Genomic DNA, 16,565 nt, shown 5'->3' on the forward strand with positions numbered 1-16,565 from the left:
GTTAACGCGCTTCATAGCCTAGTATTAAGGCGTTTTGGTGGTTTTATACACCCTGAATTTGTGCGGATAGTGCGCTTGTTTTACTGTTTTAACAATAGACTAATATAAAAAAATAAAAAGTCTTTTTAGGAAAAAAATGGTCTATCTTTTGCTATCTTTTACATAAGTTTCGCCCTAGAATGCGCGAAAATTCCTCTATTCATTGGTTGGCTTATTCTATTCTGCTTGGGTTTGAATGATCAGCCATTGGATGGCCCTAATGGCTTTTTGCCCCTCTGAGACGATGTCATGAGCACCAGTACTTCTGCAAATATTGAGATACGTTTAGCCAGTTTAGACGATTTAAAAGCTCTGCTTATTTTGGAAAGTAAGTCGTTTTCCGGTGACCGTTTGAGTCGTCGTAGCTTTCGTCATGCGATTACCAGTTCCGGCTCAGCTTTATTTGTTGCACACCAAGAAGAAGGCGAACTTTTAGGTTATGCCCTGTTACACCTTCGTCAAGGTACTCGTTTGGCACGTTTGTATTCCCTTGCCGTTTCGCCTGACGCACGAGGTCTTGGAATTGGTAAGTTGCTAATTCAAGCATGTGAGAAAAAAGCCCTCAAGAAAGGTAAGATGTTACTGCGCTTAGAAGTTAGTGATGTGAATCATAATGCCATCGCTCTGTATCAGAAAATGGGCTATAAGGAATTTGGCCACTACGATGCCTATTATGAAGACCAAACGGATGCGATTCGTATGCAAAAACGTTTGCGTCATGCGGGTAGCGAGCAAACCACGCGAGCTATGCCTTGGTTAGCACAAGGTACACCATTTACTTGCGGACCCGCTTCTTTGCAAATGGTGCTGTCGGCGTTACATGCGGATTATCAAGCAACACCAAACGATGAATTAGAGATTTGGCGTGAGGCCACGACGATCTTTATGACCTCTGGTCATGGCGGTTGCCATCCTATGGGGTTGGCGTTGGCGGCGAAGAAACGCGGTTTGTCAGCGGACGTTTGGCTGAGTGAAGAGGGACCGCTGTTTGTCGACAGCGTGCGTAACGAGCTGAAAAAAAGCGTCATTACTCGCGTACATGAAAGTTTCGCCCAACAATGTGATGAGGTTGGTGTTCCCTTGCACTACAGTGCGATGCCCTTGGCTCAGTTGATCGAAGCATTTGATGATGGTGCCTTAGCGATTATCCTGATTAGCACCTTTAGGATGGACGGTAAAAAATCTCCTCATTGGGTGGTGATGTCGGGTTACGATGAGCATTGTATTTTAGTGCACGACCCTGATTTAGATGATGATAAAAAATTGCCTGATGATCCGCCAAGCCCATTAGATTGCCAGTTTGTACCCATTGCTCGTGATGAGTTTGAGAAAATGTCGCGCTTTGGGCAAAGTCGTTTACAAGCCACTGTTGTGCTATGGCCAAAACCATAAGGTGTTTTGGCCGTTATTGGTTTTGACTGAAGCTCACGTTACACTGTTGGCACATTTAGCCGATAGGCTGTTTTATCGATGAAGGTATTGGTTCGCGTCTGCTTGCCAATACAGAGTAGGCGACCTTATGCAGTATGTTTCCACCCCTCGACTGATACTCCGCAACTTTCTTCCAAGCGATGCTGAGGCATTATTTGACTATCTTGCTGACCCCCGTGCTAATTGTTTTCTGGATGAAAAACTGAATAGTCTTGACGAGGCGAGAGCCGATGCAGAGCAACGCAGCAAAAGCAATAACCACTTGGCAGTCTGTTTAAAAGACACTGGGCGCGTGATTGGCGATCTGTTTCTCTACCCTGAAGAAAAGTTCATGCTAGAAGAGGCTAAAGGGTTATCTGTTCAAGCTCTAGAGCCTGTTGAGGCAGATACCTACTCGGTTGGCTGGAATTTCAATGCTCAATTCGAAGGCAAAGGTTATGCTTATGAAAGCGCAGCCGCTTTATTTGAGTATTTGTTTCAGCAAAAAAATGTCAGACGCATTTACGCTTATGTGGAAGACGATAATCATCGCTCTCAAGCTTTGTGTGAAAAACTGGGCATGCGTCAAGAAGGTTGTTTCATGGAGTTTGTGACGTTTGTTAATCATGACGATGGCACGCCTAAATACGAAAATACCTACCAGTACGCCATCTTGAAAAAAGAGTGGCTAAAGCAAAGAAGTCTAGAGCAAGAAAGCGAAGAGCGTTAGCTTTTCATTATTGCACAAAAATACAAGTGAACCTTCTTTAGACTTGTTATGGTCTAATTCATTACAGGACATTGAGTCGTAAGGAGAATTTTATGACGTGTGCTTTTTTTAGTGACAACATGGCAGGTGCGTCCGAAGCCGTATTTAAAGCCATGATGGAAGCCGCGCAGGGTGATGCGATGCCTTATGGTGGCGATGATGGTACGGCACAAGTAACACGTATGTTGTCGGATTTTTTGAATGCGATGTGGATGTTTTTTTGGTATCGACTGGAACGGCGGCGAACGTGTTGAGTATAGCAGCATTGACCCCGCCTTGGGGCAGTGTGTTGTGTCACTCTGAAAGCCATTTGTTGAATGACGAATGTACTGCGCCGGAGTTTTATACCAGTGGTGCACGTTTTGTTGGTATTGGTGGTGCTGACGCGAAGATGGATCCAGCTCAGCTGCAAAAACTGGTGGCTCAAAAAATCGGTGATGTGCATTCTTGTCAGCCGTCTGTGATTAGCTTGTCACAAGTGACGGAAGTGGGCAGTGTCTATTCATTAGAGGAAATTAGAGCCATTACGGATGTGGCAAAAGTGGCTGGTCTTCCTGTTCATATGGATGGTGCACGTTTTGCCAATGCTTTGTTGGCCTTAGGTTGTACCCCAGCAGAAATGACATGGAAAGCGGGTATTGATATTTTGTCTTTTGGGGCGACCAAGAATGGTGTGATGACTGGTGAGGCGATTGTTGTTTTCAAATCGTCATTCGAAAGCAAGGGCATAGACAGTAATAAAGTGGCGCAAGAGTTGGCTTATCGTCGTAAGCGTGGTGGTCATTTATTATCAAAAATGCGTGTGGTTTCCTCGCAAATGATGGCTTATTTAAGCAACGATGAATGGCGACGTAATGCGACCCACGCCAATGCCATGATGGCTTTATTACAGGAAGGTTTGAAAACCGTTCCTGGTGTAAAAATTAATACGCCAGCTCAGGCGAACATGCTGTTTTGTACCTTGCCTTTGGACATGATGCGACATCTTCAGGCGGAAGGTTTTGGCTTTTATACTGGGCGCTGGGAAGAGGGCGTTATTCGTCTGGTTACTTCATTCCAAACGCCAAAAGCGGGTGTGGAGGCTTTTATTGACAGTGCTAGACGATTCTCTCTGCTTTACTAGGTGTTCGCTTTTATTAAGTTGCTAAGGGAAAAGGCTATTCCCAACTGATTTCTGTGTTGGAAAATAGCCTTTTTATAATTGTTTTATTTCATTTCTGACATCAGCCCTTTAAGTAAGCTATAACAGAGTATGATTAAAATGACAGCAAAGGGTAGTCCTGTGGTGACAACGCCAGCTTGAAGTGCCTGTAATGCTTGCGAACCTCCACCGACCAGCAATCCAATGGCAATTAGTGCAATCATTGATGCCCAAAATACTCTTTGGCGTACCAGGGTATCAACTTTACCACCTGAGGCAATGCTATCAATTACGATAGCCCCAGAGTCTGCAGAAGTGACGAAGAATATGACTAGCAGTACAATAGATAAAGCCGATAAAAAACCAGACATTGGTAATTCACCATACATTTGAAAGAGCGCAAGGGATACGCTTGAAATACCATTAGCTAATTCACCACTATTGCTTTCTACTAGGTCTATTCCTGTACCGCCTATAATGCCAAACCAGATACCGATGAAGATCGATGGAACGATAAACACTGCAAGGAAAAACTCTCGAATGGTACGTCCTTTAGAAATACGTGCCATGAACATACCAACAAATGGTGACCAGCTAATCCACCAAGCCCAATAAAAGATAGTCCATCCATGGAACCAAGTAGAATCATCACGGCCTATCCAATTAGATAGAGGGAGTATTTCTTTTCCATAGGAAATAAACGTATTTCCTATGGAATGAAGTAATCCTAATGTATTACCGATAACGAGTACTATTGCTAGCAAAACAATGGCTAAGATAATATTCAAATTACTTAAAAAACGAACGCCTTTATCCATTCCTCTGATAATAGAAAAAAAGTAATTATTGTGATTAGTATAATGACAATAACTTGTGTTGTTGTGGTATCTGGGATGTTAAATAAGTAATTTAAGCCACTTGCTGCTTGTTGTGCGCCAAGACCAAGTGATGTTGCCAGACCAAAGACCGTGGCAATAGCGGCTAATATGTCAATGATATTGCCCATTGTTCCCCAGCATTTCTCGCCTAGAATAGGGTAGAAAGCAGAACGAATGGTAAATGGCATGCCTTTATTGTAACTAAAGAAAGCCAGAGCAAGGCCTACTATTCCAAACGTTGCCCAACCATGAATACCCCAATGAAATAGAGCGGAAGATAGAGCAAGATTTTTTGCTTCAGGTGTTCGTGCTTCTACATTTAATGGAGTACCGTACCAATCTGTATAATAGGCAACAGGCTCTGCAACGCCCCAGAAAAGCAGCCCTATGCCGACACCAGATGCAAATAACATGCAGTACCAAGAAAAGGTTGAGAATTCTGCTTTTGAGCTGTCTCCCCCTAATCTAATTTTCCCTAGAGGGGAGGCTGCAATTGCAATACAGAATAGTACGATGGCATTCACGGAAATCATAAAAAACCAATCAAAGTTATTAATTACCCAAGTTCTAGAGGCTATTAATATTTCATTTGCTTTACTGGGCATGAGTAAAGTGAAAGTTATAAAAATGGCCATTAATAAAGCGCTTGTGCTAAATACAGGGTTATGAATATCAAAACCTAGAAAACGGACGTTATCTTGTCCCGCTTTGTAGTTTGTTGTGTAATCTAGCGACCTGTTTTTTGATGATTTTTTGAGCTTGTCATTATCTGTTTGTTCCATTGTGATTCTCTCTTTTTAGTTATTAAAACGACCAGGTTAGCCGAACGTTCTTTTTATGCACTTACTCCTGACATAGCGATATCAATTGAACTTTTTCCCATGGTTTGGGAGCCTACATATTGTTTAGAAAAAGCGGGTCTTGAGAAAATTTTACGAACTAATGGCTCAAAGTATTCTAAAGGTTTGGTTGGATAATCTGGGTCGAATGATGCTTGGTCCCATTTTTCGCAAAACTCAACACACTTTTGGTACCAAGGGTGATCCTTAAGATAGTCACGTTCATTTGGGTTACCACCAAAAAAGTGGATGTAGTAATAGTTTTGAAATAAACCGTGCTGGTTGATAATCCAAGTTACTTCTGGTCGTACGTATGGCCGTATGATCGAGGCGGCAAGTTGAGAATGGTTATATGGTGAAAGGTCATCTCCTATATCGTGTATAAGGGCTGCAAGCACCATTTCTTCATCTGCTCCATCTGCTTCGGCCCTTGTTGCTGTTTGTAAGGAATGTTCTAGTCTGGAAACCTGATAACCCGATAGGGTATTTTCAAGATTTCTGAGAGCAGTAAGAATGCGATCAGGTAAACCAGCAGCGTATTCGCTCTCGTGTTTTTCTAAAAATTCATATTCTTCTTTTGTGCCATCTTTCATTTGGCGGAATTGTACTTTGTGCATTTATTTCTCCTGCTTATTGCTTGTTCATGCTAAGAGCTTTTTTTTTGAGGGCGATATAGCGTCCTTTGAACTCATCAAGGTCAATATAGGCACCTTGTAAATGTCGATATCCTTCATTGGGATCAAAAGAGGTACGACCATGTAATACACGAGTGTTGTGAAACATTTGAAGCTGACCAGGCTCCAACTTAAAACGCCATTCAAAGCGTGGGTTAGAGAATAATTGTCCTAACCTTTGACGTGCACGATGGAAGACTTTCAGTTCTTCTGGTTTTAGTAGAGGTAGAAAATCTAGTCTAGGACTGTAGGCGACCCCTTCGACTCGTCCAGTTGAATCTAGCTGAATCATGGTGCGTCGTTCGATAAGGTCGACATCTTGGTCGAAGTGACGATATCTAACTGGTATTTTGCTAAGTAATTCAACACCATGAGGGTCTTCTTTACGTAATTGCTCAACAACCGCTAAACTATCAACTAGTGTGGATAGGCCGCCAGTGGTTTCATTTTGAATACAGTGCAGTAGCTGAACACCAGGCATTGGATCACGATAAGGGTTGTCTGTATGTGCCCCAAGAGATATTGAGCGATATGCTAAATCGTTTGAGTCTGGCCGTGTGTATACTTCAAAGTATTTCCCAAAGTTGGTTTGACGCACGTGCCCAAAAAACTCAGCCACTTCTAGCACTGCATCAGGACGTTCAGGCACGCCATTTATGATAACGAGACCATACTCTAAAAAAGTTTCTAGTGCTTTAAAGAGTCCAGTTGGGGATTTTAGATCTTCATATTCCACATAGAAGATAGATTTATCAACATCACTTAACCATGATGTTGTCGCAGGAGTCCCATCCCAATAGTCAAAATCTGCATAGAATTCTCTAATGTCATAAGTTCCTGTATAACCGTCGCTAAATGATATTCTTAGTTTATTTTCTGATATAAACTCTATGTGATTAATGCAAAGGTCTTCGGGAAGCTGATGTGGATCGAAAAGACGTTGTTTGGTTACTTTGTCTAAATTGTGTTCGTCTTGGCAGCGTTCTCGTAGCCATAAAGCGTGCAATTCAGTGGTTTCCCCATCAAAATTGCTGAATAGAGCATTATTATCTTTGTTAACTGAAAAAGGTTACTTGTTTCATATTTGCCCCTCTTTTGTGTAAGGGGAAGTATCTCTTTTATTACGGTTACAAGGCAGGCTTAAACTCTAATAGATAACATGCGAAACTCTAATGATAAAAGAAACTGACTTTCCATCCATCTCGGCACTTATTGCATTTGAGATGACTGTAAAAAAAGGCTCAATGACTAGCGCGGCTGAAGAATTAGGAATCACTCAGCCGTTAGTCTCCCAACGTATTCGAGCGTTAGAGGAATATGTTGGAGGGGTTTTACTAGATCGATCTAAGAAACCAGTGGTAGCAACTGATGCAGGCCAAAAATTTTATAAGGAGATGAGAAATGGCTTAGGACCGCTTTTGTCTTCGTTAGAAACAATAAGATCTAGCTTGGTTGAGACAAAGGTAAAAGTGTCTATTAGTGCTTATTTCGGTTTTGCTTTTTATTGGTTGATGCCAAGGTTGACTGAATTACAACGAGAGTTTCCCGATTATTTGTTTGAAATTCGTCCTACGAATAGCAAGCAGGATATGCTTTTGTTGAATTCTGACATCTCGTTTCATTTTTGTAATGAATTGGGGCAGTATAAGTTTGAGAAATTACTTATAGAAGAAGAGGTGTTTCCGGTATGCTCCCCAGACTTGGCAAAAAAATTAAACCTCTTCCCAGGAAAAACATTGGGAGACCTCAGGTCGCTGCCACTTTTGCATAAAGATCAAAATGATCCTAGGTGGATAAATTGGTTTAACTGGGCGTCTACTTTAGGTGTTTGTATTTCGGATCAGCCTATTACTTTTTGTTATCAAAATTATCCACTTGTTGTGGAGGCGGCCATTGCTGGACAAGGCATTTGTCTGGGGTGGGGAGGTTTGTTAGATAGACAAATTAAGGAAGGAAAACTGATCGCACTCAATCCGGTCCTTAAGTCACCAAGACGCGGTTATCATATTTGTTCTGACTATAAATCTACCGCAACAATAGGGTTGGTCGTTGACTGGTTTATTAATGAGGTAAGTAAATAATCAGTTAATCTCGATAGTTTGATGGGGTTACGCCAAAGGCCTGCTTAAATACTCGGTTGAAGTGGCTCTGGTCATAAAAACCGACATCAGTGGCGATGTCGGTAATCATCGCATTCTGTTTTGCTAATTGGGCGCAAGCCCGCTCCAACCTTAACCGCATTAACCAAGCATGTGGGGCCAATCCTGTTTGTTTTTGGAAGCGTCGAATAAATTGAAAACGCGTTAGTTCGCATAATTCCGCGAGGTTGTTGAGTGATATTTTGCTGGATAAGTTGGCTTCGCAATATTCTCTAATGGTTTGTAATTGCGTACTCGTTAGGCCAAATGTTTCTTGAGTAAGTGATTTTTTCTCTGCCGCAAGTAGTAAGTTTGACAGCGCGTTGGTCCATAATGTGTCTTTGTGAAGCTGGCTGGTATATTGGCTTGGATCGAATGCTTGAATGAGCTGTAAAAACGTATCGTTGTGTGTGGGTTGTGTAATTAATGACGGTGCCAGTTGAAGGTGTGCTTCTCTATTTTGGCTATCAAGCAAGGCGGCTTGCATTAACTCTGGTGGAACACGGAAAGTTTTTAAATGGCGTGTTGTTTTATCCCGACCAGCGCCGTCATGTACTTCGCCGGGTGGCATTAGGCAAATTTGTCCGAGGAATTAAGTCTAGAATTTTGTGCTGAACTTTTTGATGCTGAGTGCCTTGAGTCACAAGCCCTATGTGGTAGTCCAAGTGATAGTGCGGCTGAAAATGAAACTCAGTGAGGGTGGCTGCGCTGATGACAAGGCCGGGTAACTCTTCAATGTGTTGATAGCGAAAGGATTCATTGCTCGACATCGTACAAACGTCTCATTGTTTCTTTGATTAATCTCGTATTATTGGTGACTTTTGTCCCTTAACAGTGCTTACTTATGGTAGCGATAAATTTGTCGTTCCGCTTGTATTTTTGTGCGTGGTGATTCATAGCATCATGGAAAGGAAATTAAGTCGGGTATGTTTTGAAAATTAAGGATTCATTGTTATGGAAGAGTTATTTGGCTATATATTGAGCGTTCAGACTCTGGTACTTGTGCTGGTGGTTGTGCTGTTAAAAACCTCAATCAAGTTTGTACCGCAGAATCAGGCGTATGTGATTGAGCGTTTTGGGAAGTACCAATCCACAAAAGAAGCAGGGTTGAATTTTATCTTTCCTTTTATTGATCGTATTTCTGCCGATCGTACCTTAAAAGAGCAGGCGGTGGATGTGCCTGAGCAAAGCGCTATTACCAAGGATAATATTTCTTTGCGTGTTGATGGCGTATTGTATTTCCGTGTATTAGACCCTTATAAAGCAACGTATGGCGTAGAGAATTATGTCTTCGCTGTTACTCAGTTGGCGCAAACGACCATGCGTTCTGAGTTAGGTAAGATGGAATTGGATAAAACGTTTGAAGAGCGCGATGTGCTGAATACCAATATTGTGGCGTCGATTAACGATGCGGCAGGCCCTTGGGGGATTCAAGTGTTGCGTTACGAAATAAAAGACATTGTTCCACCACAATCTGTGATGGAAGCAATGGAAGCTCAAATGAAAGCGGAACGCGTAAAACGTGCGCAGATTTTGGAGTCGGAAGGGGATCGTCAAGCGGCGATTAACCGTGCTGAAGGTCAAAAAGCGTCTGTGGTTTTGGCGGCAGAAGCGGATAAAGAAGAACAAGTGTTACGTGCTGAAGGTGAGGCGAAAGCCATTGTTGCCGTCGCTTCAGCCCAGGCTGAGGCATTGCGTCAGGTTGGTGAAGCGGCCAATACAGAAGCCGGTCAAAAAGCCATACAATTAGATTTGGCAACCAAAGCCATTGAGGCGAAGCACGCCATTGCAGAGGAATCGTCCGTGGTCTTGTTGCCGGATGGCGCGACAGAAGCATCGGCGGTGGTTGCTCAAGCGATGACGATTATTCAGAAAATGTCGAAAGGGAGCTAGTTATGGACATCATTGCCAATAATCTGGCCCAAAGCTTGTTTATTGTTGGTTTGATTCTACTAGCCATTGAAGTGGTAGTGCTGGGGTTTTCTACCTTTGTGTTGTTCTTTGTTGGCTTGGCTGCCATGGCAACAGGTGCTTTGGTTTATATTGAAATATTGCCAAATAGTTTGTTGAGTGCTTCGTTGAGCACTGGCGTGATTACGGTGGTGGCAGCATTGGTTTTGTGGAAGCCAATGAAGCACATGCAATCTAAGGTGAGTACAAAAAAAGCCAAAAGCGAATTTGCGGATCATCAGTTCTTTTTGACGGAATCAGTGTCACCTACTCAGTCGCCTAAATATCGCTATTCTGGTGTGGAATGGTCTTTGGTCAGTGAAGAGTTCATTGAAGCCGGAACGAAAGTCGAAGTGACTGAGGCTGAAGTCGGTAAATTGCATATCAAAGCGATTGATTTGAAGTAACAGTTTTTTGTTTTTCTCAAGAAGCGTCAAGTGGATAATGTCTCACTTGACGCTTTTTTTGTCATATGGCTTTCGCCCGATGGCGATGGATTAACGAAGGATGAGCAAAGGAATATCACTTTCAATAATCATTTTACTGGTGTTGCTGCCTACGAAAAACTGCCGTAGTCTTGAATGGCCGTAAGCTCCCATTGCCATCAATTCTATCTGATTTTCTTCTTTGTACAGGGTTAATGTAGGGTAAATTTTGCTCGGTTTAATAGAAGCGATTACCTCAAAACCTTCTTCTTCAAGAATTTGCTGCGCTTCATCTAATTTCTGGCGCCTTTCTGGCGTCTCTTCTCCTACCATGACCAAGTGGCAGGGTAATCCAATTAATAGCGGGCTTTGTGCAATACGCGAGATGGCATTATCGGCTGCTTCTCGACCATCATAAGCAATCATAAAATTACGAGGGGGTGAATTTTCCTACGTTGATAAGAATGGGACGATGTGATGTTCGAGCGACTCTCTCTATATGTGAGCCAATGGTATGGGCGTCCATGGTATGGTTACTACCAAGGCGTCCAACCACGATAAGACGTGTTTCGTCCTCTAAATGCAGTAAATTGTCGACTAGGTCTCCATGACGTTGGAGTAATGCAATTTGCTTCGCGCCTGCGTTTTGCGCGAAGTCTTTGGCGTTTTCGAGCACCAGTTTGCCATGTTCCAACGCAAGTTTAGCTCGCTTTTCATCAAGAGCAACCAGTTCATCGAGCAGATGCTCTCGACTACCAAGACCAATTGAACCAGATAAATCCTCATCGGATCTGTTGGCTTCTTTTTCTAAAGAATGTAGCAATATTAACGGTGATCCCATTTGTTTTGCAGCCCAAACTGAGGCTGTAGTGACGTGCTCAGATAAAGAGGATCCATCAATACAGGCGATTATGTTTGTCATAATTATGCTCCTTGTCTTTATTCTAAAGCCTATTTGTGAGGGCTTTATCAGCATCATTAATAAGAATAGTTCATAGGCAGTGTTTTTACCGCTTAGAAATAAGACTGAAGCTGTGTTGTCTTGCTCGAGATGAATAAAAAATACCCAGACTGTACCAAGGTACAATAGCGGCCTTGTTATTAATCTCCTATCTTGTGGGTAATCATAAAATTATTGCGTCTTTTTTAAGGCTCTTTTAAAGACTTCTTTTCTAGGGAAAATACCATGAGCGACAGTCAAGTTTCATTTGCAACACTAGGTAACGCGATCGGCTTTATTACAAAATTAAGCGGATCGGTTACTGTTCAATCGATTGATGGGCAAGAGCGAGTGGTTAAAATCGGGGATCCGATTTTCTTTGGAGAAACCGTCATTACTGGAGCTAACGGCAGCGCGGCTATTGCATTTATTGATGGTACAGAGGTTGTCATTGGTAATGATGCTGTGGTTGAAATCACTGATGAAGTTTACAACAGTGGTGATAACGCTGACCTTGTTGCAGACTCTTCTGCCGATGTCGATGCCTTGCAAGAAGCGATTTTAGCGGGTGATGACCCGACGCTTATTCAGGATGCACCTGCGGCAGGTGAAGCGCAAGGCTTCGAACAACAACGTGTCGATGTTGATATTGATCGAAATGACAACAGCGCACTGCCTACGTTTGGTAATGATACCTCTAGTGTATTACCAACATATGGTTATGACACAGACAACGGTAGCGGCGGACAAACAGGACAAAACCAATACTCCGCTCCTTCTAGTTCAAACAGAGCATCCTCTGAGACAACCTCAACAACATCCTCTGAGACAACCTCAACAACAGCATCTCCTGTTGCAGCCGTTGCTGGTACTGTGACGGTTAATTCTATCACCTCCGACGACATGATTAATGCGACCGAAGCAACCAGTACCATTACCGTGTCTGGTACGGCGACTGGCGGTGATATTGCTCAAGGTGATCAAGTTGTATTAGTGATCAATGGAACGACTTACACCACGACCGTCAGTGCTACTGGTACTTGGTCGGTTGGCGTTGCAGGCTCTGATCTGGCTGCGGATACCGAATTTGATGTGGTTGTAACTTCTAGTAATAGCTCTGGTGACACAGTTGAGAGCATTGGTACTTCGACGCATACCGTGGATCAAAGCGCTTTGCTTGTTAACCTTGATATCGATCCTATTACGGAAGACAGTACTATTAATGCTGCTGAGAGCAACGCTACTGTTACGATCACGGGCACGGTTACGGGTGATGCATTTGAAAGTGGTGTTGTTACTCTTGTTATCAATGGTGTTAGTTATGAAACACAGGTAGAGAGTGATGGCACTTGGTCTGTTGATGTGGCAGGGTCAGACCTATCCGCTGATTCAGATCGTATTGTTGAAGCCAGTGTTGTTGTTTCCAATAATATTGGACAACAAGGAACAACAGATACAACAGAAAGCTACCTCGTTAAAACAAGTTCCAGAGCAAGTATTAGCGTCAATAGTATTACTTCTGATGATATTATTAATGCAGAAGAAAGCGAAAGTAACGTTACTGTTTCCGGTCGAGTTGGTTTTGATGCATCCGCTGGCGATGTTGTTTCAATGACCATTAACGGCACGCTCTATACTGCGGTTGTTTTAGCGAATAAAACTTGGAGTGTCGAAGTTGCGGGTTCTGACCTTGCTCAAGATACTTCTTTCCAAGCCAGTGTCACAGGGCAAGACAGCGCGGGCAACTCTTACAGTGCAACAACAACGTCAACTCATACGGTTGACCTTGCCGCGACAGCGGGTACGGTGACAGTGAATGCGATCACATCTGATGACGTGATCAACGCGAGCGAAGCGGCTGGCACAGTGTCCGTGACAGGTACAGCAACAGGTGGCGACATCGCAGAAGGCGATACCGTGACCTTGGTGATCAACGGCAAGACTTACACAACCGCAGTGGATGAAAACGGCGAATGGTCTGTAGACGTAGCGGGTTCTGACCTTGCCGCGGATACGGCGTTCGATGCGGTCGTGACGTCTTCTGATGCCGCGGGCAACACAGTCGATACAACAGGTTCTTCAACTCATACGGTTGACCTTGCCGCGACAGCGGGTACGGTGACAGTGAATGCGATCACATCTGATGACGTGATCAACGCGAGCGAAGCGGCTGGCACAGTGTCCGTGACAGGTACAGCAACAGGTGGCGACATCGCAGAAGGCGATACCGTGACCTTGGTGATCAACGGCAAGACTTACACAACCGCAGTGGATGAAAACGGCGAATGGTCTGTAGACGTAGCGGGTTCTGACCTTGCCGCGGATACGGCGTTCGATGCGGTCGTGACGTCTTCTGATGCCGCGGGCAACACAGTCGATACAACAGGTTCTTCAACTCATACGGTTGACCTTGCCGCGACAGCGGGTACGGTGACAGTGAATGCGATCACATCTGATGACGTGATCAACGCGAGCGAAGCGGCTGGCACAGTGTCCGTGACAGGTACAGCAACAGGTGGCGACATCGCAGAAGGCGATACCGTGACCTTGGTGATCAACGGCAAGACTTACACAACCGCAGTGGATGAAAACGGCGAATGGTCTGTAGACGTAGCGGGTTCTGACCTTGCCGCGGATACGGCGTTCGATGCGGTCGTGACGTCTTCTGATGCCGCGGGCAACACAGTCGATACAACAGGTTCTTCAACTCATACGGTTGACCTTGCCGCGACAGCGGGTACGGTGACAGTGAATGCGATCACATCTGATGACGTGATCAACGCGAGCGAAGCGGCTGGCACAGTGTCCGTGACAGGTACAGCAACAGGTGGCGACATCGCAGAAGGCGATACCGTGACCTTGGTGATCAACGGCAAGACTTACACAACCGCAGTGGATGAAAACGGCGAATGGTCTGTAGACGTAGCGGGTTCTGACCTTGCCGCGGATACGGCGTTCGATGCGGTCGTGACGTCTTCTGATGCCGCGGGCAACACAGTCGATACAACAGGTTCTTCAACTCATACGGTTGACCTTGCCGCGACAGCGGGTACGGTGACAGTGAATGCGATCACATCTGATGACGTGATCAACGCGAGCGAAGCGGCTGGCACAGTGTCCGTGACAGGTACAGCAACAGGTGGCGACATCGCAGAAGGCGATACCGTGACCTTGGTGATCAACGGCAAGACTTACACAACCGCAGTGGATGAAAACGGCGAATGGTCTGTAGACGTAGCGGGTTCTGACCTTGCCGCGGATACGGCGTTCGATGCGGTCGTGACGTCTTCTGATGCCGCGGGCAACACAGTCGATACAACAGGTTCTTCAACTCATACGGTTGACCTTGCCGCGACAGCGGGTACGGTGACAGTGAATGCGATCACATCTGATGACGTGATCAACGCGAGCGAAGCGGCTGGCACAGTGTCCGTGACAGGTACAGCAACAGGTGGCGACATCGCAGAAGGCGATACCGTGACCTTGGTGATCAACGGCAAGACTTACACAACCGCAGTGGATGAAAACGGCGAATGGTCTGTAGACGTAGCGGGTTCTGACCTTGCCGCGGATACGGCGTCTCGATGCGGTCGTGACGTCTTCTGATGCCGCGGGCAACACAGTCGATACAACAGGTTCTTCAACTCATACGGTTGACCTTGCCGCGACAGCGGGTACGGTGACAGTGAATGCGATCACATCTGATGACGTGATCAACGCGAGCGAAGCGGCTGGCACAGTGTCCGTGACAGGTACAGCAACAGGTGGCGACATCGCAGAAGGCGATACCGTGACCTTGGTGATCAACGGCAAGACTTACACAACCGCAGTGGATGAAAACGGCGAATGGTCTGTAGACGTAGCGGGTTCTGACCTTGCCGCGGATACGGCGTCTCGATGCGGTCGTGACGTCTTCTGATGCCGCGGGCAACACAGTCGATACAACAGGTTCTTCAACTCATACGGTTGACCTTGCCGCGACAGCGGGTACGGTGACAGTGAATGCGATCACATCTGATGACGTGATCAACGCGAGCGAAGCGGCTGGCACAGTGTCCGTGACAGGTACAGCAACAGGTGGCGACATCGCAGAAGGCGATACCGTGACCTTGGTGATCAACGGCAAGACTTACACAACCGCAGTGGATGAAAACGGCGAATGGTCTGTAGACGTAGCGGGTTCTGACCTTGCCGCGGATACGGCGTTCGATGCGGTCGTGACGTCTTCTGATGCCGCGGGCAACACAGTCGATACAACAGGTTCTTCAACTCATACGGTTGACCTTGCCGCGACAGCGGGTACGGTGACAGTGAATGCGATCACATCTGATGACGTGATCAACGCGAGCGAAGCGGCTGGCACAGTGTCCGTGACAGGTACAGCAACAGGTGGCGACATCGCAGAAGGCGATACCGTGACCTTGGTGATCAACGGCAAGACTTACACAACCGCAGTGGATGAAAACGGCGAATGGTCTGTAGACGTAGCGGGTTCTGACCTTGCCGCGGATACGGCGTTCGATGCGGTCGTGACGTCTTCTGATGCCGCGGGCAACACAGTCGATACAACAGGTTCTTCAACTCATACGGTTGACCTTGCCGCGACAGCGGGTACGGTGACAGTGAATGCGATCACATCTGATGACGTGATCAACGCGAGCGAAGCGGCTGGCACAGTGTCCGTGACAGGTACAGCAACAGGTGGCGACATCGCAGAAGGCGATACCGTGACCTTGGTGATCAACGGCAAGACTTACACAACCGCAGTGGATGAAAACGGCGAATGGTCTGTAGACGTAGCGGGTTCTGACCTTGCCGCGGATACGGCGTCTCGATGCGGTCGTGACGTCTTCTGATGCCGCGGGCAACACAGTCGATACAACAGGTTCTTCAACTCATACGGTTGACCTTGCCGCGACAGCGGGTACGGTGACAGTGAATGCGATCACATCTGATGACGTGATCAACGCGAGCGAAGCGGCTGGCACAGTGTCCGTGACAGGTACAGCAACAGGTGGCGACATCGCAGAAGGCGATACCGTGACCTTGGTGATCAACGGCAAGACTTACACAACCGCAGTGGATGAAAACGGCGAATGGTCTGTAGACGTAGCGGGTTCTGACCTTGCCGCGGATACGGCGTCTCGATGCGGTCGTGACGTCTTCTGATGCCGCGGGCAACACAGTCGATACAACAGGTTCTTCAACTCATACGGTTGACCTTGCCGCGACAGCGGGTACGGTGACAGTGAATGCGATCACATCTGATGACGTGATCAACGCGAGCGAAGCGGCTGGCACAGTGTCCGTGACAGGTACAGCAACAGGTGGCGACATCGCAGAAGGCGATACCGTGACCTTG

Annotated in this window: 18 protein-coding genes and 2 pseudogenes; 12 read left to right on the forward strand and 8 right to left on the reverse strand. The window is 45.8% G+C overall.

Going from position 1 to position 16,565, the window contains the following annotated elements; genetic code table 11:
- Window positions 1–288 precede the first annotated feature (288 nt).
- From ONZ52_RS14205 to ONZ52_RS14220, 4 genes are all read left to right on the forward strand, one after another.
- Complete coding sequence (locus tag ONZ52_RS14205) at window positions 289–1,431, forward strand: GNAT family N-acetyltransferase/peptidase C39 family protein (RefSeq protein WP_265219350.1); 1,143 nt, start codon at window positions 289–291, stop codon at window positions 1,429–1,431.
- A 127-nt stretch (window positions 1,432–1,558) separates the two neighbouring features.
- A complete protein-coding gene (locus ONZ52_RS14210) occupies window positions 1,559–2,179 on the forward strand; it encodes a GNAT family N-acetyltransferase (RefSeq protein ID WP_265219351.1) in 621 nt (206 codons plus the stop codon).
- 92 nt (window positions 2,180–2,271) lie between these two features.
- Window positions 2,272–2,472, forward strand: coding sequence for a beta-eliminating lyase-related protein (locus ONZ52_RS14215; protein ID WP_265219353.1), 201 nt, complete (start codon window positions 2,272–2,274; stop codon window positions 2,470–2,472).
- Entirely contained in the window at window positions 2,439–3,341 is a 903-nt protein-coding gene (locus tag ONZ52_RS14220; protein WP_265219355.1) for a threonine aldolase family protein, read from the forward strand. Before ONZ52_RS14215 ends, ONZ52_RS14220 begins: the two co-directional genes overlap by 34 nt.
- Window positions 3,342–3,424: 83 nt before the next feature.
- On the opposite strand, the pseudogene ONZ52_RS25420 reads toward ONZ52_RS14220, so the two are convergent.
- The 4 genes and pseudogenes from ONZ52_RS25420 to ONZ52_RS14240 form a co-directional block, all read right to left on the reverse strand.
- A pseudogene (locus ONZ52_RS25420) lies at window positions 3,425–5,019 on the reverse strand (BCCT family transporter).
- Between the two features lie 53 nt (window positions 5,020–5,072).
- Window positions 5,073–5,693: an HD domain-containing protein gene (locus tag ONZ52_RS14230; RefSeq protein ID WP_265219356.1), complete on the reverse strand. Its 621-nt coding sequence runs from the start codon at window positions 5,691–5,693 to the stop codon at window positions 5,073–5,075.
- 13 nt (window positions 5,694–5,706) lie between these two features.
- A complete protein-coding gene (locus tag ONZ52_RS14235; protein WP_265219427.1) occupies window positions 5,707–6,486 on the reverse strand; it encodes a TauD/TfdA family dioxygenase in 780 nt (259 codons plus the stop codon).
- 105 nt (window positions 6,487–6,591) lie between these two features.
- Window positions 6,592–6,768, reverse strand: a pseudogene (locus ONZ52_RS14240) (gamma-butyrobetaine hydroxylase-like domain-containing protein); the annotation flags it as partial.
- Between the two features lie 154 nt (window positions 6,769–6,922).
- Between ONZ52_RS14240 and ONZ52_RS14245 the strand changes: the two are divergent.
- Window positions 6,923–7,831, forward strand: a complete 909-nt coding sequence (locus tag ONZ52_RS14245; RefSeq protein ID WP_265219357.1) for a LysR family transcriptional regulator — start codon at window positions 6,923–6,925, stop codon at window positions 7,829–7,831.
- 4 nt (window positions 7,832–7,835) lie between these two features.
- Here the strand turns inward: ONZ52_RS14245 and ONZ52_RS14250 are convergent, their stop codons facing one another.
- Both ONZ52_RS14250 and ONZ52_RS25425 read right to left on the reverse strand, forming a co-directional pair.
- Window positions 7,836–8,468: an AraC family transcriptional regulator gene (locus ONZ52_RS14250; RefSeq protein WP_265219428.1), complete on the reverse strand. Its 633-nt coding sequence runs from the start codon at window positions 8,466–8,468 to the stop codon at window positions 7,836–7,838.
- Window positions 8,437–8,658, reverse strand: coding sequence for an AraC family ligand binding domain-containing protein (locus ONZ52_RS25425; protein ID WP_428981171.1), 222 nt, complete (start codon window positions 8,656–8,658; stop codon window positions 8,437–8,439). Before ONZ52_RS25425 ends, ONZ52_RS14250 begins: the two co-directional genes overlap by 32 nt.
- A gap of 184 nt (window positions 8,659–8,842) precedes the next feature.
- On the opposite strand from ONZ52_RS25425, the gene ONZ52_RS14255 reads away from it, so the two are divergent.
- Both ONZ52_RS14255 and ONZ52_RS14260 read left to right on the forward strand, forming a co-directional pair.
- Entirely contained in the window at window positions 8,843–9,781 is a 939-nt protein-coding gene (locus tag ONZ52_RS14255) for an SPFH domain-containing protein (protein WP_265219358.1), read from the forward strand.
- Window positions 9,782–9,783: 2 nt separating this feature from the next.
- Window positions 9,784–10,245, forward strand: coding sequence for an NfeD family protein (locus ONZ52_RS14260; protein ID WP_265219359.1), 462 nt, complete (start codon window positions 9,784–9,786; stop codon window positions 10,243–10,245).
- A gap of 90 nt (window positions 10,246–10,335) precedes the next feature.
- Here ONZ52_RS14260 and ONZ52_RS14265 read toward each other — a convergent pair whose 3' ends face one another.
- Window positions 10,336–10,689 carry a universal stress protein gene (locus tag ONZ52_RS14265; RefSeq protein ID WP_265219360.1) on the reverse strand — a complete coding sequence of 118 codons (354 nt, stop codon included), beginning with the start codon at window positions 10,687–10,689 and terminating at the stop codon, window positions 10,336–10,338.
- Between the two features lie 4 nt (window positions 10,690–10,693).
- The gene (locus ONZ52_RS14270; protein WP_265219361.1) at window positions 10,694–11,185 is read right to left on the reverse strand and encodes a universal stress protein; all 492 of its coding nucleotides are present in this window, start codon (window positions 11,183–11,185) and stop codon (window positions 10,694–10,696) included.
- Between the two features lie 264 nt (window positions 11,186–11,449).
- On the opposite strand from ONZ52_RS14270, the gene ONZ52_RS14275 reads away from it, so the two are divergent.
- The 5 genes from ONZ52_RS14275 to ONZ52_RS14295 all read left to right on the forward strand — a co-directional run.
- Complete coding sequence (locus ONZ52_RS14275) at window positions 11,450–14,809, forward strand: retention module-containing protein (protein WP_265219362.1); 3,360 nt, start codon at window positions 11,450–11,452, stop codon at window positions 14,807–14,809.
- Window positions 14,796–15,122 carry an Ig-like domain-containing protein gene (locus tag ONZ52_RS14280; RefSeq protein WP_265219363.1) on the forward strand — a complete coding sequence of 109 codons (327 nt, stop codon included), beginning with the start codon at window positions 14,796–14,798 and terminating at the stop codon, window positions 15,120–15,122. Before ONZ52_RS14275 ends, ONZ52_RS14280 begins: the two co-directional genes overlap by 14 nt.
- Entirely contained in the window at window positions 15,109–16,059 is a 951-nt protein-coding gene (locus ONZ52_RS14285) for an Ig-like domain-containing protein (protein WP_265219365.1), read from the forward strand. Before ONZ52_RS14280 ends, ONZ52_RS14285 begins: the two co-directional genes overlap by 14 nt.
- A complete protein-coding gene (locus ONZ52_RS14290) occupies window positions 16,046–16,372 on the forward strand; it encodes an Ig-like domain-containing protein (protein WP_265219363.1) in 327 nt (108 codons plus the stop codon). The genes ONZ52_RS14285 and ONZ52_RS14290 overlap by 14 nt, the downstream gene beginning before the upstream one ends.
- Window positions 16,359–16,565, forward strand: a 207-nt coding sequence (locus tag ONZ52_RS14295) for an Ig-like domain-containing protein (protein WP_265219366.1), incomplete at its 3' end; no start/stop codon positions are given. The genes ONZ52_RS14290 and ONZ52_RS14295, both read left to right, overlap by 14 nt.

This window comes from Marinomonas rhodophyticola (genome assembly GCF_026113935.1).
Taxonomy (GTDB): Bacteria; Pseudomonadota; Gammaproteobacteria; order Pseudomonadales; family Marinomonadaceae; genus Marinomonas; species Marinomonas rhodophyticola.